This is a genomic window from Pseudonocardia halophobica (genome assembly GCF_027922425.1).
Classification (GTDB): Bacteria; Actinomycetota; Actinomycetes; order Mycobacteriales; family Pseudonocardiaceae; genus Pseudonocardia; species Pseudonocardia halophobica.
Genome location: NZ_BSFQ01000063.1, coordinates 1 through 23,902 on the forward strand (window position 1 = coordinate 1; position 23,902 = coordinate 23,902).

General features: G+C 75.1%; 19 protein-coding genes and 1 riboswitch. Of the genes, 7 read left to right on the forward strand and 12 right to left on the reverse strand.

The window, feature by feature from the left end:
* Window positions 1–156: 156 nt before the first annotated feature.
* Complete coding sequence (locus PKE99_RS35905; protein ID WP_037050341.1) at window positions 157–1,215, forward strand: tartrate dehydrogenase; 1,059 nt, start codon at window positions 157–159, stop codon at window positions 1,213–1,215.
* A 3-nt stretch (window positions 1,216–1,218) separates the two neighbouring features.
* On the opposite strand, the gene PKE99_RS35910 is transcribed toward PKE99_RS35905, so the two are convergent.
* The 7 genes from PKE99_RS35910 to PKE99_RS35940 all read right to left on the reverse strand — a co-directional run bounded on the left by PKE99_RS35910 (window position 1,219) and on the right by PKE99_RS35940 (window position 8,744).
* Window positions 1,219–1,533: a hypothetical protein gene (locus PKE99_RS35910; RefSeq protein WP_156067896.1), complete on the reverse strand. Its 315-nt coding sequence runs from the start codon at window positions 1,531–1,533 to the stop codon at window positions 1,219–1,221.
* A gap of 83 nt (window positions 1,534–1,616) precedes the next feature.
* Entirely contained in the window at window positions 1,617–3,032 is a 1,416-nt protein-coding gene (locus PKE99_RS35915) for an FAD-binding oxidoreductase (protein WP_037050335.1), read from the reverse strand.
* Between the two features lie 101 nt (window positions 3,033–3,133).
* Window positions 3,134–6,220, reverse strand: coding sequence for an ATP-binding protein (locus PKE99_RS35920; protein ID WP_271214966.1), 3,087 nt, complete (start codon window positions 6,218–6,220; stop codon window positions 3,134–3,136).
* 176 nt (window positions 6,221–6,396) lie between these two features.
* Complete coding sequence (locus PKE99_RS35925) at window positions 6,397–6,891, reverse strand: GNAT family N-acetyltransferase (protein WP_051737950.1); 495 nt, start codon at window positions 6,889–6,891, stop codon at window positions 6,397–6,399.
* Window positions 6,888–7,199 (reverse strand): AzlD domain-containing protein, encoded by a 312-nt coding sequence (locus PKE99_RS35930; protein ID WP_037050331.1) that lies wholly within the window; start codon window positions 7,197–7,199, stop codon window positions 6,888–6,890. Before PKE99_RS35930 ends, PKE99_RS35925 begins: the two co-directional genes overlap by 4 nt.
* Window positions 7,192–7,950 (reverse strand): AzlC family ABC transporter permease, encoded by a 759-nt coding sequence (locus PKE99_RS35935; RefSeq protein ID WP_156067891.1) that lies wholly within the window; start codon window positions 7,948–7,950, stop codon window positions 7,192–7,194. The genes PKE99_RS35930 and PKE99_RS35935 overlap by 8 nt, the downstream gene beginning before the upstream one ends.
* Entirely contained in the window at window positions 7,947–8,744 is a 798-nt protein-coding gene (locus tag PKE99_RS35940; RefSeq protein ID WP_051737948.1) for a PIG-L deacetylase family protein, read from the reverse strand. Before PKE99_RS35940 ends, PKE99_RS35935 begins: the two co-directional genes overlap by 4 nt.
* Before the next feature lie 171 nt (window positions 8,745–8,915).
* Between PKE99_RS35940 and PKE99_RS35945 the strand changes: the two genes are divergently transcribed.
* Entirely contained in the window at window positions 8,916–10,301 is a 1,386-nt protein-coding gene (locus tag PKE99_RS35945) for an MFS transporter (protein ID WP_051737947.1), read from the forward strand.
* A gap of 29 nt (window positions 10,302–10,330) precedes the next feature.
* Complete coding sequence (locus PKE99_RS35950; protein ID WP_037050329.1) at window positions 10,331–11,962, forward strand: RecQ family ATP-dependent DNA helicase; 1,632 nt, start codon at window positions 10,331–10,333, stop codon at window positions 11,960–11,962.
* Between the two features lies 1 nt (window position 11,963).
* On the opposite strand, the gene PKE99_RS35955 is transcribed toward PKE99_RS35950, so the two are convergent.
* From PKE99_RS35955 to PKE99_RS35970, 4 genes are read right to left on the reverse strand one after another with little or no spacing between them, the layout of a single operon-like run.
* Window positions 11,964–12,992 (reverse strand): alpha/beta fold hydrolase, encoded by a 1,029-nt coding sequence (locus PKE99_RS35955; RefSeq protein WP_037050327.1) that lies wholly within the window; start codon window positions 12,990–12,992, stop codon window positions 11,964–11,966.
* Complete coding sequence (fmdA, locus tag PKE99_RS35960) at window positions 12,989–14,236, reverse strand: formamidase (RefSeq protein ID WP_037050325.1); 1,248 nt, start codon at window positions 14,234–14,236, stop codon at window positions 12,989–12,991. Before fmdA ends, PKE99_RS35955 begins: the two co-directional genes overlap by 4 nt.
* Window positions 14,237–14,280: 44 nt before the next feature.
* Window positions 14,281–14,565 (reverse strand): FmdB family zinc ribbon protein, encoded by a 285-nt coding sequence (locus PKE99_RS35965; protein WP_037050322.1) that lies wholly within the window; start codon window positions 14,563–14,565, stop codon window positions 14,281–14,283.
* 50 nt (window positions 14,566–14,615) lie between these two features.
* Window positions 14,616–15,704 carry a substrate-binding domain-containing protein gene (locus PKE99_RS35970; protein ID WP_051737946.1) on the reverse strand — a complete coding sequence of 363 codons (1,089 nt, stop codon included), beginning with the start codon at window positions 15,702–15,704 and terminating at the stop codon, window positions 14,616–14,618.
* A gap of 102 nt (window positions 15,705–15,806) precedes the next feature.
* Here PKE99_RS35970 and PKE99_RS35975 point away from each other — a divergent pair, with 102 nt between their 5' ends.
* Complete coding sequence (locus tag PKE99_RS35975; RefSeq protein ID WP_063739835.1) at window positions 15,807–16,232, forward strand: MarR family winged helix-turn-helix transcriptional regulator; 426 nt, start codon at window positions 15,807–15,809, stop codon at window positions 16,230–16,232.
* A gap of 130 nt (window positions 16,233–16,362) precedes the next feature.
* Here PKE99_RS35975 and cobN read toward each other — a convergent pair whose 3' ends face one another.
* Entirely contained in the window at window positions 16,363–20,085 is a 3,723-nt protein-coding gene (gene cobN / locus PKE99_RS35980; RefSeq protein WP_051737945.1) for a cobaltochelatase subunit CobN, read from the reverse strand.
* Window positions 20,086–20,145: 60 nt separating this feature from the next.
* A riboswitch (cobalamin riboswitch) is annotated at window positions 20,146–20,268 on the reverse strand.
* Window positions 20,269–20,361: 93 nt separating this feature from the next.
* Here cobN and cobG point away from each other — a divergent pair.
* From cobG to PKE99_RS35995, 3 genes are read left to right on the forward strand one after another with little or no spacing between them, the layout of a single operon-like run.
* Window positions 20,362–21,669: a precorrin-3B synthase gene (gene cobG, locus PKE99_RS35985; protein WP_037050320.1), complete on the forward strand. Its 1,308-nt coding sequence runs from the start codon at window positions 20,362–20,364 to the stop codon at window positions 21,667–21,669.
* Window positions 21,666–22,295, forward strand: a complete 630-nt coding sequence (locus tag PKE99_RS35990) for a precorrin-8X methylmutase (protein ID WP_037050318.1) — start codon at window positions 21,666–21,668, stop codon at window positions 22,293–22,295. Before cobG ends, PKE99_RS35990 begins: the two co-directional genes overlap by 4 nt.
* Window positions 22,296–23,852, forward strand: coding sequence for a precorrin-2 C(20)-methyltransferase (locus PKE99_RS35995; RefSeq protein ID WP_037050315.1), 1,557 nt, complete (start codon window positions 22,296–22,298; stop codon window positions 23,850–23,852).
* The last annotated feature ends 50 nt before the right edge of the window (window positions 23,853–23,902 follow it).

Consider the following 23,902-nt stretch of genomic DNA (forward strand, 5'->3'; position numbering starts at 1 on the left):
ACAACGCGACCGGCTCATCCACCAACTCCACAACCTCGGCTACCGGGTCACCCTCGACAAGACCGCGTAGCCCGGCTGCGGTCGATTCTCTTCACAGGGTCGTGAGTGGCGATGGTCGCTGTAGCGACGATCGCCACTCACGGGGAAGGTGGGCGCATGAGCACGACACACCGGATCGCCCTTATCCCCGGAGACGGCATCGGGCAGGAGGTGATCCCGCCGGCCACCGCCGTGCTCGACGCCGTCGGCCGGCGCCACGGGATCTCCTTCGCCTACGACGAGTTCGACTGGTCCTGCGAGCGCCACGCGCACGAGGGCGCGATGATGCCGGCCGACGGGCTCGACCGGATCCGGACGCACGACGCGATCCTGCTCGGCGCGGTCGGCTGGCCGGGCGTCCCGGACCACGTGTCGCTGTGGGGGCTGCTGATCCCGATCCGCCGCGCGTTCGCCCAGTACGTCAACCTCCGGCCGATCGCGGTGCTGGAGGGCGTGCCCTCCCCGCTGTCCGGGGCGAGGCCGGGCGAGGTGGACTTCGTCGTCGTCCGGGAGAACGCCGAGGGCGAGTACTCCGAGATCGGCGGCCGGATGAACCGCGGCCTCCCGTCGGAGCTGGCCGTGCAGGAGGCCGTGTTCACCCGCGCCGGGGTCGCCCGGATCGCCGACTACGCCTTCACCCTCGCGGAGTCCCGGCGCAAGCACGTCACGAGCGCCACCAAGTCCAACGGCATCGTCCACACCATGCCGTTCTGGGACGAGGTCGTCGGCGAGCGGGCGGCGGCGCACCCCGGCGTCGAGCTGCGCAGCGAGCACATCGACGCCCTCGCGGCCAAGCTCGTGCTGCAGCCGCAGAACTTCGACGTGATCGTGGCGTCGAACCTGTTCGGCGACATCCTGTCCGACCTCGCCGCCGCGGTCGCGGGCTCGATCGGCATCGCGCCGTCGGGCAACCTCAACCCGGAGCGGGAGTTCCCGTCGATGTTCGAGCCGGTGCACGGCTCGGCCCCGGACATCGCGGGCAAGGACCTGGCGAACCCGTTGGGCGCCATCTGGTCCGCCTCCATGCTGCTGGACCACCTCGGGCACCCGGAGGCCGGCGCCGAGGTGCTGGACGCGGTCCGGGCCCAGCTCGCCGAGGGGCGGGTCCGGACCCGGGACATGGGCGGCACCGCGGGCACCGCCGAGTTCACCCGCGCCCTGCTCGAGCGCCTCTGATCCCTAACGTCCCGGCGCGGGCCGCCGCAGCCCGTCCACCAGGTGGGCCGGGGCATCCGCCCGGGCCTGCAGCTCCTCCGCCAGCCGGTCCCGGTCCCGGCCCGCGGGCAGCACCCCCGCGAACGGCGCGGCCGGCCGGAACTGGACGAGCCGGAACCGCAGCCGGCCCCGGCGGTGCTGCTGCACGAGGCCCCAGCCCACGACGCCGAGGGCGGCCAGGACCAGGCAGGACGCGGCGATCCCCGCTCCGGGTGCCCCGTGGGCGACGACCAGGGCGGCGACCACGAGGGCGACCGGCAGTGCGACGAGTCGAGTCATGATCCGATCTCCGATCCCGGCACGACGGCGGGGGTCGGCGGGCGGGACCCCGCGCCCCGCCCGCCCCCGGCCGTCCGGTGCCGTCAGCCGTCCGCGGACGGCCTGATGTTCTGATTGAGGTGGAAGACGTTGTCCGGGTCGTAGCGCCGCTTGACCCGCGCGAGCCGGTCGTGGTTGCCCCGGTAGGAGGCACGCACCCGGTCCTCGCCCTCGTCCATGAGGAAGTTGACGTAGGCCCCGCCCGCCGAGGTCGGGTGCAGCTCGTCCCAGTAGTCCCTGGTCCACCGGGTGATCGCCCCGGCGTTGGCCGGGTCCGGGTCGACCCCGACGATCACGCCGGCCCAGCCGCCGTCGCGGTAGGCGAACGCGGTCTCGTCCTCCCTCACGCGCGCCGCCGCGCCGTCGATCGGGTACAGGTGCATCGTCGAGTGCCCGCTGGGCAGCAGGGGCCCAAACTTCTCGTGCACCGCGATCCCGGCGTCGGAGATCTCGTCGAAGAAGTCGGCCCGCCAGTACCACTGCAGGCCGGCCGGGTAGAGGCCGTCGAAGGCGCTCTGCAGCGCCGTGAACGGCATCGGCTGCACCCCGACGAGCAGCGGCGAGCCGAACTCGCGGATCGGGGCCAGCACCTCGTCGGCCCGGTCGTGCGGGCCGGTGTAGCACCAGACGATGCCGCAGGCCTTGCGGCCCCACAGCTCCTCCGGGAAGGGCGGCGCGGGCGGGATGGTGAGCAGCGCGAACCACCCGCTGAGCTCCTCCGGCAGCGACGGCACCACCGACCGGTACCAGCGCAGGACCTCGCCGGTGTCCGCCAGGTTGTAGAGGACCGGGCCGGCGACGACGGTCCCGCGATCGCCGATCTCGTGGCAGCGGAAGGTGAAGGAGGTGACGATCCCGAAGTTGCCGCCGCCCCCGCGCAGCGCCCAGAACAGGTCCGGGTGCGACGTCGCGCTCGCGGTCACCACGTGGCCGTCGGCGAGCACGACGTCGGCGGAGACGAGGTTGTCGACCGTCAGGCCGAACCGGCGCGTGAGGTAGCCGATGCCGCCGCCGAGGGCCAGGCCCGCGACGCCGGTCGAGGCGATGAACCCCGAGGGCGTGGCCATCCCGAACGCCACCGTGGCGTGGTCGACGTCGCCCCACGTGCACCCGGCGTCGACCCGGACGGTGCGCCCGGCGGGGTCGACGGTGGTGCTCCGCATCGACGACAGGTCGACGACCAGGGCGTCGTCCCGGACGCCGAGGCCGGCGGCGTGGTGCCCGCCGCTGCGTACCGCGATCTCGAGGTCGTGGGCGCGGGCGAAGCGCACCGCCGCGACCACGTCGGCGGTGTCGCGGCAGCGGGCGATCGCCGCGGGCCGCTGGTCGATCATCCCGTTGTAGACGGCGCGGGCGTCGTCGTAGCCGGCGTCGCCCGGCAGGACGAGGTCGCCGCGCAGGGCGGCCGCGAGGTCGGTGAAGGGCGTGCTGGAGGTGGTGCGCGCAGGCGTGGTGGTCACGCTCGCTCCTTCTCGGTCGGTGCCTCCGAGGTGCTCGGACGCGACACCCACCCATGCTGCGGACGGACCGTTCAACAGCCGTTCGGGTCCGGGGCCCGGGCTCAGGGCGCGGGGCGAACGCCGAACGCCGGGGCCGGAACGCCGTGCGCCTCGAGGTCGGCGAGGCACCGGACGAGCAGGGCGACGCTCCCCTGTTCCCCGGCCAGGCCGGCCGCCGTCCGGAGCCGCTCGACGGCGCGACCGGGGTCGTCGTAGGCCGCCCGCCGACGCATCACCTCGGGGATCCACCAGAGGTCGTCGTGGGCGCGGCCGGCGGCGAGGGCGGCGTCGAGCGTGGCCACGGCGTCGTCGCGGCGGCCGTCCCGGTCGTACCGGTCGGCGAGCAGCGCCAGCCAGTACGGCATCCGCGCGAAGGCGTCGGCGGCCTCCAGGCTCGCGATCCCGGCCCGGACGAGCTCGGTGCCGGAGGCGTCGGCCCGCGACCAGCCGTCGAGCACCAGGCCCCAGTCGCCGTAGTAGGCGAACGCGAACCGGTCGCAGAGCCCCCGCAGCTCCTCGACGACCGCGCCGAGCTCGGCCCGGTCGTCGCGGAGCTGGTGGGTGATGGCCCCGTACGCCAGCGCGACGGCGAGGGCGTAGGCGTTGCCGGACTTGCGGGCCAGGGCGATCGCGTCCGTGCTGCTGGTCAGCGCCGCGCCCGGGTCGCCGAGGAGCCAGTGGGCGTGCGCCGCGAACGCCCGCCCGTGCACGTCGGACCGGGTGCCGATGCTCAGCGGGTGGAAGCCGCCGAACCCCGCGGCGAGGTCGAGGTGCTCGAGCGCCTCGGCGGGGCGGCCCAGGCTGAGCGCCGAGCCGCCGTAGGCGAAGTGCGCGGGCCCGCTCAGATCGGAGTCGGGCTCGACGAGGGACAGCGCCCGCCCCGCCGCGCGGTGCGCCTCCTCGGTGTCGCCGTGCACGAACAGCGACGCCCACAGCCCCACCAGCCCGTTGAGCAGGGACTCCCGGCGCCCGAGCGCCTCGGCCCGGGCCACCGCGCCCTCCAGGGTCTCGCGCAGCCGCGGCGACGAGTACCCGAACTGCGCGTTGAGCGGTGCGGCGACGGCCTCCAGCAGGGCCAGCTCGCGGCGGGTGCGGTCGCCGCCCTCGGGAAGCGTGCGCACGATCGCCAGGGCCTCCTCCAGCAGCCGGACGGCCTCGCCGTGCGCGAACATCCCGGCGGCGACGTCCGCGGCCCGCCGGTAGGCGGCGACGGCCTTGTCGGCGTTGCCGCTGCGCGCGTACTGCTCGGCGAGCTGGGCCGAGATCCCGTCGGGGTCCGCGGCGTGCAGGATCTCCAGGCCCTGCGCGACCCGGCGGTGCAGCAGCCACCGCCGGGGCGGGCTGACCTGCGCGTACGCCGCGTCGCGCAGGAGGTCGTGGGAGAAGTCGTACCCGTCGGCGGTCTCGCGCAGGATTCGGGCGCGCCACAGCTCGTCGACGGCCCCGACGACGGCGTCGGCGTCGAGGTCGGCGGCCTCGGTCAGCAGGTCGAGCGTGAAGTCCCGGCCGACCGCCGCCCCCAGCCCGGCGATCTCGCGGGCGGCCGGGCTCGTCTGCGTGAGCCGCCGGACGAGCACGGCGGTCACCCGGCCGTCCGGGACCGCGCCGGACCCGTCGCCCGCACGGGCCGTCTCGACGATGTAGAGCGGGAACCCGCCGGTGGTGGCCTGCAGCAGCGCGGCCTCGCCGGGCTCCGGGGCCCGCCCGGTGAGCGCCTCGACGAGCGTCGCGGTGTCGGCCGCGTCGAACGGCGGCACCGGAACCTCGGTGAGGAGCCCGGTCGCGCGCATGCGGGTGATCCACTGCACGAGCCCGGGCTCGTGGTCGTCCGGGTCGTCGCGCACGGTCGCGACCAGCAGGATCGGGGCGTCCGGGGTCAGCGCGAGGCAGAAGGTGACGAACGCGAGCGTCTCCGGGTCGCACCAGTGGAGGTTGTCGATCGTCAGCAGGACCGGGCGGCCGAGGTGCAGCAGGGCGCGGGTGATGCCCTCGTGGAAGCGGTGCCGCTGCCAGGCGTCGACCATGGCCGGCGGGCCCGCGTCGGGCCGCGTCCGCGACGCGGGGACCAGGCGTTCGACCTCCGTCCGCCAGACGTCGTCGAGGCCGGTCAGCGCCGAGCGGATCGCGGGCGTGCGCAGCCAGTCCGCCACCGGCGCCAGCGCCAGCCGGCCCGCGGTGCCGAAGCACTGGGCGTCCGCCACCACCGCGCCGCCGCGCCGGACGCCGCCGGACAGCTCGGCCATCAGGCGGGACTTGCCCACCCCGGCGTCGCCGCGCAGCAGGACCAGGCCCGGGTGCCCGGCCGCCGCCGCACGCCAGCGGTCCTGCAGGACGCGCAGCTCCCGCTCCCGCCCGACGAGCTCGGTGCCCGCCGGGCCGGCGCGCGCGGGCGCCGTGGCCGGGGCCGGTGCGGGGCCGCCGCGGGCGAGCACCCGGTTCAGCGTGCTCCGGGTGAGCGGGTCGGGCGCGACACCGAGCTCGCGCTCGAGCACCGACGCGCAGCGGTGGTAGGTGCCCACGGCCCCGGCCCGGTCCCCCGCCTCGGCCTGCAGCGCCATGAGTGTCCGGTAGCCGGCCTCCTCCAGGGGCCGCAGCTGCACCCGCCGGCGCGCGGGCCCGACGGCCTCGGCGGGGTCGCCGGCGCGGGACCGGGCCGCGACGACGCGGTCGAGCAGGTCCACGCACTGCTCCTCGAGCGCGGCGCGGGCCTCCAGGATCCAGTCCTCGGTGCCGCCGGGGAGGAACTCGCCGCGGTAGCGGTCCAGGGCGGCGCCGGCGTGGGCGAGGAACGCGTCCGTGTCGCCCCTCGTCTCCGCCGCGAGCGCGGTGGCCCGCGACCGCGCGAACTCCCGGACGTCGACGAGGCAGTCCGGGGCGTCCTGCCAGCAGAGGTCCCGGGTGGTCACCTGCAGGGACGACCCGTCGTCGAGCAGGGCCCGCAGGTGGTGCAGCTCGCGCCGCAGGTTGGTCAGCGCCTGGTCGTCCGTCGAGTCCGGCCAGAACAGCGGGGCGATCCGCTGCCGGGGCTGCGGGGACCCGGCGTGGACGACGAGGAAGGCGACGAGCAGGAGGCTGCGGGAGGACCGGACCCGGACCGTGCCGGCGGCGTCGCGGACGACCTGCTCGCCGAGCAGGGTGACCTGCAGCATCGCGGCGTCACCTCCGCACGCCCGACCGGGCCGGACACCCGCGGCGCCGGGCGGCGCGCCGGCGGCGTTCCGTCAGCGTCCCGACCGGGCGCCCGGGATGTCAGGGCCGGCCGGCCGCCGGCCCGTGGACCGAACGGCGCAGCCGGGATCCCGTAACGGACAGAACGGACACGTGCTCACGCCGCGCAGAGCACCCCGTCGCGCGCCAGCTCCGCCGCGAAGCCGATCTCGTGGGCGGCCGGCAGGGCGATCGCCGCCGGGAAGACCGTGAAGAACAGGGCCTGGGCGGCGACGTTCTCGGCGAGCACCGCCGCGCGGACCGCCCGGTGCCCGGCGGCGCGGCCGCGCTCGACCACGTCCCGGACGAGCCGGCCGCCGATCCCCCGGCCCTGCCACTCGTCGACGACCTCGACGGCCAGTTCGGACTGGCCGTCGCCGACGGCGATCAGCCGGGCGATCCCGACCGGGGTGCCGTCCGGGGCGAAGGCCGCGACGGCGATGTGCGACCGGCCGTCGACCGCCGCGAGCGCCTCGCGGACCTGCGGGGTCGGCCGCGGGGCCGGCGTGTGGAAGCGGTGGTAGCGGCTCGTCGGGGAGAGCCCCTCGACGACGGCGTCGAGCACGTCGTACCGGCCGGGCCCGAGCTCCCGGATCCGGACCTCGGCGCTCACCGGAACACCGCCGTGGTCAGCAGGGCCAGCGTGAGGGCGCCGAACAGGGCGACCGGCAGGCTGCGGGTGCGGCGCCACAGCAGCCAGGCCCCGGCCGCGGCGACCACGCCCGGCACCGTGCCGGCGACCGTGACCGCGCCGTGCGGGGCGAGCAGCGCCGGCGCGACGAGCGCGCCGAGCACCGCGGGTCCCACGTGCGGCAGTACCCGCGCCATCGCGGGCGGTGCGGGCCGGGCGGGGACGAGGAAGGCCGCCCGCATCGCATAGGTCCCCGCGCCGACGGCGACGAGGACGAGCAGCTCAGGCATCAGGAACTCCTTCGGGACGAGGGGTCCGCCGGCGCCACGCGTCGACGGCGACGCCTGCGGCGATGCCCGCCGCGGCGCCGACGACCAGGCCGAGCCCCAGGGGCAGGGCCGTCGCCGTGAGGGCGACCGCGCCGCCGGCCGCCGCGGCGGCGTAGGCGGCCCGGCCGGTGAGCATGGGCAGCAGCAGGAGCAGCAGGGTCAACGGCGCGGCGAGGTCGACCTGGAACCAGTCGGGGAGCACGCCGGCGAGCAGCACCCCGGCCCCGGTCAGCACCTGCCACGCCAGGCAGAGCGTGACGCCGACGGTGAGGTAGTAGACGAGCCGCTCGCGCGCCCCGCCCCCGCCGTCGGGGGCGCGGAAGCGCCCGACCGCCAGCGCGTACACCGGATCGGTCATCAGGTAGCCGCCGATCCACCGCCAGCGCCGCGGCCACTCCGCGGCGTACGGGGCGAGCGACGCGCCGTAGAGCAGCATCCGGGCGTTGACGACCAGCGCGGCCGCGACGACGAGGACGGCCCCCGCACCGCCGTCGAGCAGGGTGACGGCCACGAGCTGGGTCGCGCCGTTGAACAGCAGCGGCGACGACGCCCACGCCACCCACCCGGGCAGTCGGGTGGAGGCGAGGGTGGCGCCGAGCGTCAGGCCGAAGGGGAGGTAGGCCACGATCACCGCGACCGAGTCCTTGATCGCCCGCCGGTGCGGGGACGTCACGGTGGCCGGCGTGCCGGGGGTGGTCCCGCAGGTGCTCATGCGGCCACCCGCCAGGTGCCCCACTCGCGGGCGCGGGAGGCCACGGACTCCGCCGCCACGAACGACTCGGTCGACCACCAGCGGCGGAACCGTTCCTCGCCGATGGCGGCGAGGAGCCCACTGGTCTGGGACGCCTGGGCACGCAGCGCGACGATCTTGCGGTCGAGCTCCCTGCGCGTGAGGCGGAGCTCGGCGGCCAGCGCCGAGACGGGCGTGCGCAGGGGCAGCCCGTGCGCGAGGAAGACGTCGAACGCGTCGCGCGCGGGCAACCACCCCGCCACGAACTCCTCGGTGGTGGTCGCGTACAGCAGCCGGGCCTCGGGTGCGGCGATCGCGCGGGCCTCGGTCGCCCACGCCGACACCGTCTGGTGGTCCTCGTGCCCGGTCATCCCGTCCGGGCCGAAGGTCACCACCGTGTCCGGGGCGACGGCGTCGACGATCCCGGCCAGCCGGCGGACGACGGCGCCGTGCGGCTGGGCCGCACAGGTCCCGTCGGTGATGCCCAGCAGGTGGTGCTCGGTCACGCCGACGACGGCCAGGGACGCCCGGAGCTCGTGCGCGCGGAGCGCGGCGAGCCGGTCCGGGGGCCAGCGCTCCGGCTCGTCCGTACCGCGTTCGCCGAGGGTGGCGGTCACGCACACCACCCGGTTGCCGGCCGCCGTGGCCCCGGCCATCAACCCGGCCGAGAGGAAGGCCTCGTCGTCGGGATGGGCCCAGATGCCCAGCACGGTGCCGAGGTCGGCGGGGTCGGTGATCGGTGGGACGGTGCCGAAGCGGAAGGTGCTGTGCGACATGAGAGCTCCTGGCGGACGGGGACCCGGACCGGACCCGGATCTGCTGTGGCCCCGACGCTAGGAACGGCCCGTTCGGCTCCCGTTCGGTCCGCGTTCGGCCACCCGAGGCGCCCGAACGCCCGCGGAGAACCCGCTTGACCTGAACCTCGGTTCAGCAGGGAGGCTCGTGCCGTGACGACCACGCCGACCGACCGGGACCGCACCGTCCGCGACGAGCTGTTCGGGCCCCGCCGGCGGGCGGTGACCGTCGGGATCGTGCTGCTGATCAGCCTCGTCGCGTTCGAGCAGATGGGCGTCGGCACCGCCATGCCGGCCGTCGTGGCCGAGCTCGGCACCGTCGCCGACTACGCCTGGCCCTTCGTCGCCTTCATCGCCACGACCGTCGTCGGCACGGTTCTCGGCGGGCGCTGGTGCGACGCCCGCGGCCCCCGGCTCGTCCTGCTGCTCGCCCCGGCCGTGTTCGGCCTGGGCCTCCTCGTGGCGGGGACCGCCGGGTCGCTGCCCCAGCTCCTGGCGGGGCGGCTGCTGCAGGGCCTCGGCGCGGGCGCCCAGGGCGTGGCGGTGTACGTGCTGATCGCGCTGGTCTACTCCGTGCGCGCCCGGCCCGCGGTGTTCGGGCTCGTGTCCTCGGCGTGGGTGGTGCCGTCGCTGGTCGGGCCGCCGGTCGCCGGTGTGGTCACCGAGCACCTGTCCTGGCACTGGGTGTTCCTCGGGCTGCTCCCGCTGGTGGGGCTGGCCGTGCTGCTCGTGCTGCCGGCGGTGCGGGGGCTCGCCCCGCCCGCCGAGCCTGCGCCGCCGCACCGCGGGCTCGTCCCCGCCGCCGTGGCCGCGGCGCTGGGGGTGGCCGCGCTGAGCTGGGCCGGCCAGCACCCGACGGTCGCCGGCGCGGTGCTCGCGGTGGCCGCGCTCGCCGTGCTCGTTCCGGCGCTGCGGAGGCTGCTCCCCGCGGGGACCGTGCGGGCGCGGCGCGGGATCGCCGCCGTCGTCGCCGGGCGGGGACTGATCGCCGGCGCGTTCTTCACCGTCACCGCGTACCTGCCGCTGACGCTGACGGCGACGCACGGCTGGTCGCTGTCCGAGGCCGGGCTGCCGCTGATCGTCGGCTCCCTGGGCTGGTCCGCCGCGGCCGCGTGGCAGGGCCGCCGGCCGGAGCTCCCGCGGCTCCGCCTGCTGCGGATCGGGATGCTGCTCATCGCGGTCGGGACCGCAGGGCTGCTGCTGGTCGCGCCGGCCTGGGGCGTCGCCTGGGCCGCGCTGCCGCTGTGGCTGGTCGCCGGCGTGGGCATGGGGCTGGGCTTCTCCTCGCTCTCCGCGCTCCTGCTGGCCGGCTCCTCCCCGGACGCCGTCGGTCACCACTCCTCCGCCGCCCAGCTCACCGACCAGCTCGCCCAGGCCGCGTTCGTCGGGCTCGGCGGGGCGCTGCTCGCCGTCCTGGTGACCCCGGCCGTCGCGCTGCCCGTGCTCCTGGTCGTGCTGGTCGTCCTCGCCCTGGTCGGGGCGCTGATCGCGCCCCGGACCGCGCCGCAGGAGGGGTCCCTGCCATCACCGGGGTTCTGACGGCGGGGCGCGTGGGTAGCCCGCGCCCTGTGACGACAGCACGTGAGCGGCTGCAGCGGGCGGCCGCGGACCGGTTCGACTTCGCCGAACTGCATCCCGACCAGCTCGACGGCATGGAGCACCTCCTCGAGGGCCGCGACGTCCTCGCCGTCCTGCCCACCGGCGCCGGCAAGTCCGCGATCTACCAGGTGCCGGCCGTGCTCCTCGAGGGCCCGACCGTCGTGGTGTCACCGCTCATCGCGCTGCAGCACGACCAGCAGCAGGGGCTCGCCGAGCGCGACGTCCCCGAGGCGGTCACGGTCAACTCCGCCCAGCCCGCCGCCCGCACGACGCACGCCTGGGAGGCGCTCGCCGCGGGCGAGGCCGAGTACCTGTTCCTCGCCCCCGAGCAGCTGGACAAGGACGAGGTCGTGGAGCGGCTCGTGGAGGCCGGCGTCAGCCTGTTCGTCGTCGACGAGGCGCACTGCGTGTCGGAGTGGGGCCACGACTTCCGGCCCGACTACCTGCGCGTCGGCGCGGCGATCGAGCGCCTCGGCCACCCGCCGGTGGTGGCGCTGACCGCGACCGCAGCGCCGCCGGTGCGGGCGGACATCGTGGAGCGGCTGGGCCTGCGCGAGCCGCGGGAGATCGTGGCGAGCTTCGACCGGCCGGAGCTGCACCTCACCGTGCAGGTCTACGCCGACGACGACCTGCGCCACCGCGAGATCGCCGAGCGGGTGCGCGAGCTGCCGAAGCCCGGCCTGGTGTACGTCGCCACGCGCAAGGAGGCGGAGCGCTACGCCGAGGCCCTGTCCGGCCTCGACATCCGGACCGGGCACTACCACGCGGGCCTGAACCGGAAGCGGCGCGAGGAGGTCCACGACGGGTTCCTCGCCGGCGACCTCGACGTCGTCGTCGCCACCTCCGCCTTCGGGATGGGGATCGACAAGCCGGACGTGCGGTTCGTGCTCCACGCCGCCTCGCCCGGCTCGCTCGACGCCTACTACCAGCAGATCGGCCGCGCCGGCCGGGACGGCGGGGACGCCACCGTCGAGCTGCACCACCACCACGAGGACCTGCGCCTGCAGCGGTTCCTCGTCGCCCGCCGCCCCAAGCCGGAGGCGCTGCACGCGGTGCTCGAGGCGCTCGCGGAGGGCCCGGCCACCGGGAAGGAGCTCGGCGAGCGCTCCGGCCTGTCCGCGCAGCGGCGGACCAACGCCGTGAACCTGCTGGAGCAGGTCGGGGCGGTGCGGGTCGAGGAGGGCCGGATCTCCCGGGCCGACCTGTCCGTGCCGGAGGCCGTCGACGCGGCCGTCGAGGCCGCCGAACGGCACCGCCGGCTCGTCCGCTCCCGGATCGACCTGGTCCGCGAGTACGCCGAGACCGGCGGGTGCCGGCGCCGCTACCTGCTCGGCTACTTCGGCGAGGAGCTCGGCGGGCCGTGCGGCCACTGCGACACCTGCGAGTCGGGCTCGGCCGCGGAGCACGTGCCGGCCGACGTCGGCGACGAGGATGCCGGGCTCACGCCCAGCACCCCCGTCCGGCACCCCGAGTGGGGCGACGGCGTGGTGCTCGCGACCGAGGCCGACCGGCTGACCGTGCTGTTCGACGAGCGCGGCTACACCACGCTCTCCCGCGCGGCGGTCGAGGAGAAGGACCTGCTCGACGTCCGCGAGGCGTGACTCACCGGTCGAGCAGCTCCTTCACCGCGGCGTCGATGAACGCCGTGTCCACCGGGTTCGCCCCGCCGCCCGCGAAGTGCCCCCACACCCCGGGGATCACCCGCAGCTCGGCGTCCCGCATGTGCGAGACGGCCCACTCCTCGTCCTCCGGCGGGAAGTACAGGTCCTTCTCCGCCGGCATCACGATCGCCTTCGCCCGGATCGAGCCGAGGGCCTCCTCGGTCGAGGAGAACCCCGGCGTCTTCCCGACGTCGCCGTTCCACCAGGTGTCGAGCATGGTCAGGAGGTTGTTCGGGTCCCGGCCGTCGAGGAAGAACCCCTCCCAGAACCCCACCGCGAAGTCCTCGAGCGAGGTGTGGCCCAGCTCCCGCCACACCTCGTCCCAGTAGAAGGCCTGCGAGAAACCCCAGCCCGCGTAGATCCGGGCGAAGGCCCGCAGCCCGCCGACCGGCCAGTCGTCCGGCGGGTACCAGCCGCCGTCGAAGCCCACCGACGCGGTCAGCGCGGCCCGCAGTGAGTCCAGGAAGACCTGGTTGTGCGGCGCGGTCCGCGGCGACCCGCAGAAGGGCAGCATGCGCTGCACCATCTCCGGGTGGCTCACCGCCCACTGGTAGGTCTGTCCGGCTCCCATCGACCAGCCGAGCACCAGTGGCAGCGACTCGACGCCGAACACCTCGGTGACGAGCCGGTGCTGCGAGGCCACGTTGTCCCGCACGTTGATCCGCGGGAACCGGGCCCGGTCCCACGGCGGCGGGGTGTTCGACGGCGACGACGACAGCCCGTTGCCCAGCATGTTCGGCACCACGATGAACCACCGGGAGGGGTCGAGCGCCATCCCCTCGCCGATCAGCCACTCGTTGTCCCAGTGCCGCCCGGAGTACCAGGTCGGGTACAGGATCAGGTTGCTGCGGTCGGCGTTCAGCTCGCCGTAGGTCTGGTAGGCGATCCGGGCCGGCCGCAGCGTCGCGCCGCACTCGAGGGTGAACTCCGGGATCTCGTGGACCTCGTAGGAGGCGTCCGGACCCGTCACGAGCTCACCGCGCAGCTCCCCCGGTCCTTTCGCGCCGGGCCGCTCGCCGACGGCCGCAGGTCGTCGTCGAAGATCGCCGTCGGCAGGTAGAGCGAGCAGCAGGCGTTCGGGATGTCGACGACGCCGGAGACGCGGCCCTCGATCGGCGCCGACCCGAGCAGCAGGTAGGCCTGGGGGCCGGAGTAGCCGAACTTCTCCAGGTAGGTGACGGCGTTCAGGCAGGCGTTGCGGTAGGCCTCGGTGGCGTCGTTGTAGAGCTGGGTGTCGGTCTCGTGCTGCACGCCGATGCCGATGAAGGTGAGGAACTCGGAGTACCGCGGCTCGACGTTGCCCGGCATCAGGATCGGGTTGGTCGTCACGCCGTAGGTCTCCATGCCGCCCTTGATCAGGTCGACGTGGAAGTCGATGAACCCGCCCATCTCGATCGCGCCGCAGAAGGTGATCTCGCCGTCGCCCTGGGAGAAGTGCAGGTCGCCGCCGGAGAACAGGGCGCCCGGCACGTGCACCGGGTAGAAGACGCGGCTGCCGCGGGTGAAGTTCTTGATGTCGTGGTTGCCGCCGTTCTCGCGGGCGGGCACGGTGCGGGCGCCGTCGCGGGCGATCTCGCGGAGGACGTCGCCGGTGGCGCTCCCGCCCAGGGTGGCTTCCTCCAACGGAGGCAGGGCCAGGGGCGGCACGCGGTCCGGGTCGGTGGCGATGAGCGCCCGTTCCCGGGCGTTCCACCGGCTCAGCAGCTCGTGGCTGGGCGCGGTGCCGAACAGGCCGGGGTGGGTGATGCCGGTGTACTTCACGCCCGGCAGGTGGCGCGAGGTGGCGACCTGCCCGGAGAAGTCCCAGATCGCCTTGTAGGCGTCGGGGAAGCGGTCGGTCAGGAAGCCGCCGCCGTTCTGCTTCGCGAAGATGCCCGTGTAGCCCCAGCCCTGGCCGGGCGCCGGGCCCGTCTCCTGGGGCACCGGGCCGAGGTCGAGGATGTCGACGACGAGCAGGTCCCCCGGCTCGGCGCCCTCGACCGCGATCGGTCCGGAGAGCATGTGGCAGCGGGTGAGGTCGACGTCCCGGACGTCGTTCGCCGAGTCGTTGTTGCCGATCTGGGCGTCCGTCCACTCCCGGCACTCGACGCGGATCGAGGAGTCGGGGGCGACGGTCACCGCCGGCGGGATGCTCGGGTGCCAGCGGTTGTGGCCGGGCGCCTTCTGGTCACGCATGGGCTTCGCCTGGTCGACGGAGAAGACGACGTCGGGCATGGCGGTTCCTCCTGGTCAGCTTCGGTGATCGAGCCGGACTTGCGTCAGGGACGGGGCAGGCGGGCGTGCCGCGGGTCCCGGCTGATCGGGGTGGCCCTGCGGTTGCGGCCGGGCACGGAGGAGACGACGGCGGGCTCGTCGGCGCTGCGTTCCGAGGCGTCGAGGGCGCGGCGCATCCGGGGGTCGCCCGCGCGCAACGCCGGTGACTCGAAAACCCGGCGGGCCGCGGTGCCGCACTCGGGGCAGGTGGCGGGTGCCCCCGCCTCACGCATCGGCCGGATCACGTCGAATCCCCCGCAGTGGGGGCAGCGGAACGCGTAGGTGGGCACGGGCGCCTCCCCGATTTGCTGTCATGTGAAACTATGTCGAGCGACAGCAATCAGGTCAAGCGGGCGAGCACGTCGAACTCCAGCCCGTCGGCCCGGGCCAGGTAGACGTCCTGCCGGAGGTGGTTGTGCACCAGCGCGACGTCGCCGCGCGGGCTCTCGTAGGCGATCCCCTCCCCCGCCCCCGACACGGCGTCGACGTCGAGCGAGCGGGCCCGCTCGGCCAGCCGGGCCAGCAGGGTCAGCCCCTCGAAGCAGGACTCGGCGAGCGCGCCCGGCACCGGCGCGCGCGGCCCGAACCGCTCGACGTAGCGGCGCGAGAAGTCCAGGCCGGCCGCCGTCGGGAGGCTCTCGAACCAGGCCGCGGCGGAGTACAGCTCGCGCGAGGGACCGCTCGCGAGCAGCATGTTCTCCTCCATCAGCGGGCTGAACCGCACGCACCGGCGGTCGCCGCCCGCGGCCGCGAAGGCACGGTTGAAGCGCACCGCGTCCGAGCCCACCAGGAACATCAGCACGCCCTGCGCGCCCGAGCGCAGCACCCGGTCGAGCGCGTCGGTGAAGTCCTCGGTGCCGAGGGGGACGAAGACCTGGTCGAGGATCCGCACGTCCGGCGTGGTCCGCGCCCAGCGCCGTGCGGCCCGCGCCGAGACGCGGGGCCACACGTAGTCGTCGCCGACGACGCACCAGGTCCGCACACCCAGCTCCGCGGCCATCCAGCGCAGGCCGGGCAGCACCTGCCGGTCCGGGGTCTCGCCGGCGAGGAACACCCCCGGGGTGCGCTCGCCGCCCTCGTAGAGCGGGGCGTAGACGTACGGGACCCGGCCGCTGACCCGCGGCGCGATCTCCTGCCGGACGGCCGAGATGTGCCAGCCGGACACCGCCTGCACCGCCCCCGCCTCGACGAGCGCCCCGACCTCCGCGGCGACCTGTGCCGGTGCGCGACCGCCGTCGACCGCGTGCAGCCGGACCTCGCGGCCGAGCACGCCCCCGGCCGCGTTCAGCTCGGCCGCCGCCAGGGCACCGCAGGACTCGCAGGCGGGCCCGAACAGCCCCGCCGGGCCGCTGCGCGGCACCACGAAGGCGACCTCCACGACGTCGCCGATCCCCGAGCCCTGCTCCCCGCCCCTGCCGGCCGTGCGCATCGCGGACCTCCCCGCTCGCGTCCGCCGTCCGAGTCCGCCCCGTGAGAGTCTTGTCCAGGACAGCCCTCCCCGTCACCCCTCCCCGCAGGAAGTGGACCCGCCGTGAGCAGTGCACCACCCTCGGTCACCGACGCCGGCCTCCTCGACGCGCTCGCGGGCGCGGCGCACCGGGTGGAGCGGCGGGTCGAGGAGGCGCTCGGGCCGGACGGCCCCGGGCTCGACCGGTGGCGCGTCCTCGACCTGCTCGCCGACGGCGAGGGGCACCCGATGAGCGGCATCGCCGCGGCCGTGCGCGTCCCGGCCCCGACCCTGACGAAGATCGTGGACCGGCTGATCGACCAGGGGCTGGTCTACCGGCGCGTCGACGAGACCGACCGCCGCCGTGTGCTCGTCCTGCTGTCGGACCGGGGACGGGAGCTGCACGCGCGGCTGGCGCCGGCCGTCGGCGAGGTCGAGGCGGCGTTGCTGCAGGAGCTGGGGGCGGCCGCGGGCGACCTGCGGCTGCACCTCGGCCGGCTGGCCCGCTGATCCGTTCGGGCCGTGAGTGCCGATGGTCGCTATGGCGACCATCGCCACTCACGAGCGGATCAGCCGGCCCGCGCGGCCAGTGCCTCGTCGAGCAGGCGGTCGTAGCCGTCGGCCAGACCGGCGTGCGGCCCTACTCGGCCTCGAGGTCGCCCTCGGTCTCCAGGTAGGCCTGGCGCAGGGCGTCGAGCGTGGCCTGCTCCGGGGCCTCCCACAGCCCGCGCTCCACCGCCTCGAGCAGCCGCTCGGCCATGCCGTGCAACGCCCACGGGTTCGACTCGGAGAGGAACTTCCGGTTGTCCGGGTCGAGGACGTAGGACTCGGTGAGCTTCTCGTACTGCCAGTCCGCGACCACACCTGTCGTGGCGTCCCAGCCGAACAGGTAGTCGACGGTCGCGGCCATCTCGAACGCGCCCTTGTACCCGTGCCGCCGCATGGCCTCGATCCAGCGCGGGTTGACCACGCGGGCGCGGAAGACGCGGGCGGTCTCCTCGTGCAGCGTCCGGGTCCGCACCGAGTCCGGCCGGGTCGAGTCGCCGATGTACGCCTCGGGCGCCTCGCCGGTCAGGGCGCGGACGGTCGCGACCATGCCGCCGTGGTACTGGTAGTAGTCGTCCGAGTCGGCGATGTCGTGCTCGCGGGTGTCGGTGTTCTTGGCCGCCACCGCGATGCGCCGGTAGGCCGTCTCCATGTCGTCCCGTGCGGGGGCGCCGTCGAGGCCGCGGCCGTAGGCGTAGCCGCCCCAGGTCGTGTAGACCTCGGCGAGGTCGGCGTCGTCCCGCCAGTTCTTGGAGTCGACGAGCTGGAGCAGGCCCGCCCCGTAGGTGCCGGGCTTGGACCCGAAGATCCGCGTGGTGGCCCGGCGGCGGTCGCCGGTGCGCTGCTCGTCCTGCAGCACATGGGCCTTCACGAAGTTCTGCTCGGCCGGCTCGTCCAGGTCGCTGACCAGCTGGACGGCGTCGTCGAGCAGGGCCAGGACGTGCGGGAACGCGTCCCGGAAGAAGCCGGAGATGCGCACCGTGACGTCGATGCGCGGCCGCCCGAGCTCCTCGAGGTCGACGACCTCCAGCGTCGTGACGCGCCGGGACATCTCGTCCCACACGGGCCGGACGCCGAGGAGCGCGAAGACCTCCGCGACGTCGTCGCCGCTGGTCCGCATGGCGGAGGTCCCCCACACCGACAGCCCGACGGACCGGGGGTACTCGCCGCCGTGGTCCCGGCGGTAGCGCTCGACGAGCGACTCCGCCATGGCCTGCCCGGTCTCCCACGCCAACCGACTGGGCACGGCCTTGGGGTCGACCGAGTAGAAGTTCCGGCCGGTCGGCAGCACGTTGATCAGCCCGCGGAGCGGGGAGCCGGAGGGTCCGGCGGGGATGAACCCGCCGTTCAACGCGTGCAGCACCCGGTCGATCTCGTGCGCGGTCTCCGCCAGCCGCGGCACCACCTCGGTCGCCGCGAACCGCAGGATCCGCTCGACCGTCTCGGGATCAGCGCCCTCGTGAATCTCAGAGCCCGACTCACCGGAGCCCACACCCCGACTCGCGGGGTCGTGGGTGGGGGTTCCGCGAGTCGCGCTCTCGGCTTCGGTGAGTCGCGCCGTGAGATTCGCGGCGACGACGGCGGGGACGGCGTCGGGGTCCCAGCCGGCGGCCTCCATGTCGGCGACCAGCGCGTGCGCCAGCTGCTCGACCTCGTCGACCGCACCGCGGGCCTCGCTGCCGTCCTCGGCCAGGCCCAGCGCCTCGCGCAGGCCGGGGACGCTCTGCTCGCCGCCCCACATCTGCCGGGTGCGGAGCATCGCGAGCACCAGGTCGACCCTCGTGTCCCCCTCCGGCGCGGCCGAGAGGACGTGCAGGCCGTCCCGGATCTGGACGTCCTTGATCTCGCACAGCCAGCCGTCGACGTGCAGGAGCATGTCGTCGAACTCGGCCTCGTGCGGCCGGGAGTCAAGCCCGAGGTCGTGGTCCATCTTCGCCGCGGTCATCAGCGTCCAGATCTGCTGACGGATCGCGGGGAGCTTGGCCGGGTCGAGCGCGGAGACGTTGGCGTGCTCGTCGAGCAGCTGCTCGAGGCGGGAGATGTCGCCGTAGGTCTCGGCGCGGGCCATCGGCGGGATCAGGTGGTCGACGAGCGTGGCGTGCGCCCGGCGCTTCGCCTGCGTCCCCTCGCCCGGGTCGTTGACCAGGAACGGGTAGATCAGCGGGAGGTCGCCGAGCGCCGCGTCGGTACCGCAGGACGCGGACATGCCGAGCGTCTTGCCGGGCAGCCACTCCAGGTTGCCGTGCTTGCCGATGTGGACCACGGCGTCGGCGCCGAAGCCCCCGTCGGCGACCGGGGCGGCGAGCCAGCGGTAGGCCGCGAGGTAGTGGTGCGACGGCGGCAGGTCCGGGTCGTGGTAGATCGCCACCGGGTTCTCGCCGAAGCCGCGGGGCGGCTGGACGATCAGCGTGACGTTCCCGGACCGCAGCGCCGCGACGACGATGTCGCCGTCCTGCACGTAGTGCTCCCCCGGCGGCTGCCCCCAGTGCTCGATCACCCCGGAACGGAAGTCCTCCGGGAGGGTGTCGAACCAGCGCTGGTACCGCGCTGCGGAGATGCGGATCGGGTTGCCGGCCAGCTTCTCCTCGGTGAGCCAGTCCGGGTCCTGGCCGCCGGCCTCGATCAGGGCGTGGATGAGCGCGTCGCCGTCCCCTGCCTCGACGCCGGGAAAGTCACCGACGTCGTAGCCCGCCTCGTCCATCGCCTTGAGCAGGGCGACCGTCGACGCCGGGGTGTCCAGCCCGACCGCGTTGCCGATCCGCGCGTGCTTGGTCGGGTACGCGCTCAGCATGAGCACGATCTTCTTGTCCGCGTTGGGGATCCGCCGCAGGTCGGCGTGCCGCACCGCGATCCCGGCGACCCGGGCCGCGCGCTCCTCGTCCGGGACGTAGACGGACAGGCCGTCCGCGTCGACCTCCTTGAACGAGAACGGGACCGTGATCAGCCGGCCGTCGAACTCGGGCACGGCGACCTGGGTGGCGACGTCGAGCGGCGACAGCCCGTCGTCGTTCTCGTCCCAGGCGGCGCGGCTGGAGGTGAGGCAGAGGCCCTGCAGGATCGGGACGTCGAGCGCGGCGAGCTCCGCGACGTCCCACTCCTCGTCCTCGCCGCCGGCCTGCGCCGACGCGGGCTTGGTCCCGCCGGCCGCGAGGACCGTGACGATCATGGCGTCGGCCTGGCGAAGCGTCTCCAGCAGCGCGGCCGGGGCCTGCCGCAGCGAGGCGCAGAAGATCGGCAGCGGGGTGGCGCCCTTGGCCTCGATCGCCCGGCAGAGGGCCTCGACGTACGCGGTGTTCCCGGCGAGCTGCTGGGCGCGGTAGTAGAGCACGGCGACCGTGGGGCCCTGCGCGGGAGCCGCGGGACGCTCCAGTACTCCCCATTCGGGCAGGGCGACCGGCGGCGCGAACCCCTCGCCGGTGAGCAGCACGGTGTCGGAGAGGAAGGCGTGCAGCTGGCGGAGGTTCCCGGCCCCGCCCTGCGCGAAGTAGGTGTGCGCCTCGGCCGCGACGCCGGCGGGGACCGTCGACAGCTCCATCATCTCGGCGTCGGGCGCCATCTCGCCGCCGAGCGCGACGAGCGGGGTTCCGGAGGCGCGGAGGAGGTCCAGCCCCTCCTCCCAGTACCGGTACCCGCCCAGCACCCGCACCACCACGACGGCGGCCTCGGCGACCATCGCCGGCAGCTCGTCGAGCAGCACGCGGTTGGGGTTGGCCAGGCGGAAGTCGGCGCCGGAGGCCCGGGCGGACAGCAGGTCGGTGTCCGAGGTCGAGAGCAGCAGGATCCGCCCCGGGCCGTGGGGGGTCGGGGCAGCGCTCATCGAAGGTCCTCTCCTGCGGGATCCGCGTCCCGGGTCGTGGGTGGTGCGCGGCGGGCGGGTCAGTGTCCTGGCTCCCGGATCCGCGCTCGCCCCGGCCTTCCAGGTCTCCCCGTGGCCGTCCGTGCGGGGTCTGCTCCCCGGTGACAGTGGCGGGACCGCGCCGGACTCGCACCGGTCTTCCTGGGTCCCGCTCGCCGTATGCGGTTGTTCCGGGCCCACTCTCCGCAACGGGATCACTCCGCGTCAAGCGGCCCGGTTCGTGTTTACAGTGCTGCCGTGCCCACCCCTGCGCCCGCCGCCCGCTCGCGCGCCGACGCCTGCCCCGGCGTGCTCGCGCCGCACGACGCGGCCGACGGCGCCCTGGCTCGCCTCCGCCTGCCGGGCGGGGTGGTCGCGGCGGCCCAGCTGCGGGTCCTCGCGGCGTGCGCCGAGGAGCTCGGCGACGGCGCGGTGCACCTCACGTCGCGGGGGAACCTGCAGCTCAGGGGCCTGAACCGGGAGGACCCGCGGCTCGTCTCGCGGCTCGCCGCGGCCGGGCTGATCCCGGCGCCGTCGCACGAGCGGGTGCGCAACGTCCTGGCCTCGCCGCTGTCCGGGCTGACCGGCGGGCGGGCGGACGTCCGGGGCCTGGCGCGTGCGCTCGACGAGGCACTGTGCGCCCGCCCCGCGCTCGCCGCGCTGCCCGGCCGGTTCCTGTTCGCCCTGGACGACGGGAGAGGTGACGTCGCCGCCGAGCGCCCGGACCTGTGCTGGGTCGCGGAGGCGCCGGATCTCGGGTTCCTGCAGGTCGCCGGGGTGCCGACGGCGCTGTCGTGCGTCCCGGCGGACGCGCCCGCCCTGCTCGTCGCCGCCGCTGAGGTGTTTCTCACGCTCCGCGAGGAGGAACGGCCCGGTTGTGCCGGGGCCTGGCGCGCCGCCGAGGTCCCGGACGCCCCGGCCCGGATCGCCGCCGCCCTCGCCCGCGAGTCGGGAGATCCGGCACCGCGAGTCGCGAGCTCCGGCACCGCGAGTCGGGAGTTCCCGCACCGCGAGTCGGGAGATCCCGCAGCGCGAGTCGCGAGCTCCGGCAGCGCGAGTCGCGAGCTCTGCGAGTCGGGGGTTCCGATCGGCCCGATTCCCCGTGACGACGGCGGTGAGGCCCTCGGCGTCGCCCCCGTCCTGGGCGAGATCTCGGTCGCCCAGCTGCGCGGGCTCGCCGCCGCGGCGCCCGAGACGATCGTGACCCCCTGGCGCACGCTGGTGCTGCCCGACCCCGCCCCCGACGCCCGGCAGCGCCTGCGCGCCCACGGGTTCGTGCTCACGGCCGACGCGCCCGCCCTGGCCGTCAGCGCCTGCGCCGGGCGGCCGGGCTGCGCGAAGTCGCACGCCGACGTCCGGGCGGACGTCCGGGAGGTGCTGGGCCGGGCGCGCGAGCTCCCTCGCGCCCACGTCGTCGGGTGCGAGCGGCGGTGCGGGGCACCGCACGAGGCGCACCTCGACGTCGTCGCCCTGCCCGACGGCACCTACCGCCTCGGCGACCGCACCGTCCCCGACCTGTCCACCGCGCTCAGCGTCCCCGCACCCACCGGAGAACACCCCGCATGACCAGCGACTACATCCGCGACGGCGCGGAGATCTACCGGCGGAGCTTCGCCACGATCCGGGCCGAGGCCGACCTGTCGGCCCTCCCGCCCGAGGTGGCGTACGTGGTCGTCCGGATGATCCACGCCTGCGGCCAGGTCGACCTGACCGGCGACGTCGGCTTCTCCCCCGCCGTCGTGACGGCCGCCCGGAAGGCCCTGCAGGACGGCGCGCCGATCCTGTGCGACGCGATGATGGTCGCCTCCGGCGTCACGCGGGCGCGGCTGCCGAAGGACAACGAGGTCGTCTGCACGCTGCGGGACCCCCGGGTGCCGGACCTCGCCCGGGAGCTGGGCAACACCCGCTCGGCCGCGGCGCTGGAGCTGTGGCGGGACAAGCTCGACGGCGCCGTCGTCGCGATCGGCAACGCCCCGACCGCGCTGTTCCACCTCCTCGACATGATCGACGCGGGCGCGCCCCGCCCGGCCGCGATCCTCGGCATCCCCGTGGGCTTCATCGGCGCCGCGGAGTCCAAGGAGGCGCTCGCCGCGCGCACCGACCTCGAGCACCTCGTCGTGCACGGCCGCCGCGGCGGCTCGGCGATCACCGCCGCGGCGCTGAACGCCCTGGCCAGCGAGCAGGAGCTGTAGATGACCGGCACCCTCTACGGGGTGGGCCTCGGCCCCGGCGACCCCGACCTCGTCACGATCAAGGCCGCCCGGCTCATCGGCGCCGCGGACGTGATCGCCTACCACTCGGCCCGGCACGGCCGCTCGATCGCCCGCCGGATCGCCGAGCCGCACCTGCGCGGCGACCAGATCGAGGAGCCGCTGGTCTACCCGGTGACCACGGAGACCGTCGACCACCCGGGCGGCTACCAGGGCGCGATCGACGAGTTCTACGCCGAGGCCGCCGAGCGGCTGGCCGCGCACCTCGCCGCGGGCCGGGACGTGGTGCTGCTGGCCGAGGGCGACCCGCTCTTCTACGGCTCCTACATGCACATGCACAAGCGGCTGGCCGGCCGGTTCCGCGCCGAGGTGGTGCCCGGCGTGACGTCGGTGAGCGCCGCCGCGGCCGCGCTCGGGCAGCCGCTGGTGGAGCGGGACGAGATCCTGACGATCCTGCCCGGCACGCTGCCCCGCGAGGTGCTGGCCGAGCGGTTGCGCGCCACCGACTCCGCGGCCGTCATGAAGCTCGGCCGGACCTTCACGACCGTCCGCGAGGCCTTCGCCGACGCGGGCAAGCTCGGCCGCGCCCGGTTCGTCGAGCGGGCCACGATGGACGGGCAACGCACGGGCGCCCTCGCCGACATCGACCCGGAGTCGGTGCCGTACTTCTCGATCGCCGTGCTGCCCGGCGAGGTCGCCGCGAGCGTCCCCGATGACGCCGAGCAGCGGGCCGAGGCCGACGACCCCGCCCAGGTCGTGAGTGGCGATGGTCGTGATGGCGACTATCGCCACTCACAGGGGCAGGTGACCGTGGTCGGGACGGGCCCGGCGGGGCGGGACTGGCTGACGCCGCAGGTCGCAGCCGCCCTCGCCGCCGCCGACGACCTCGTCGGCTACGGCCCCTACCTCGACCGCGTCCCGCCGAACCCGCGGCAGACCCGGCACGCCAGCGACAATCGCGTCGAGGCCGAACGGGCCGCGCACGCGCTGGACCTGGCCACGTCGGGCCGCAACGTGGCCGTGGTCAGCGCCGGCGACCCGGGCGTGTTCGCGATGGCCACCGCGGTGCTCGAGGTGGCGTCGGAGCCGAAGTACCTCGACGTCCCGGTGCGCGTGCTGCCCGGGCTGACCGCCGCCCAGGCCGTCGCCGCCGCGGTCGGCGCCCCGCTCGGCCACGACTACGCGATGATCTCGCTCTCCGACCGGCTCAAGCCGTGGGAGACGGTCGTCGACCGGCTCGTCCACGCCGCACAGGCGGACCTGGCGATCGCGATCTACAACCCGCGGTCGAAGGCGCGGCCCTGGCAGGTCGGCGCCGCCCGGGACGTCCTGCTGGAGCACCGCGCCCCGGAGACCCCGGTCGTCCTCGGGCGGGACGTCGGCGGCTCCGGTGAGCGCCTGACCATCACCACGCTCGGCGAGCTCGACCCCGAGCTGGTCGACATGCGGACGTTGGTGATCATCGGCTCGTCCACCACCCGGGTTGTGGTGCGCCACGGGCGTTCGACCGTGTTCACGCCCCGCCACTACGGCGCCTGACCCGCGAGTCGGCACCTCCGGGCGACCGACTGTGTGATCCCGGTCGACCG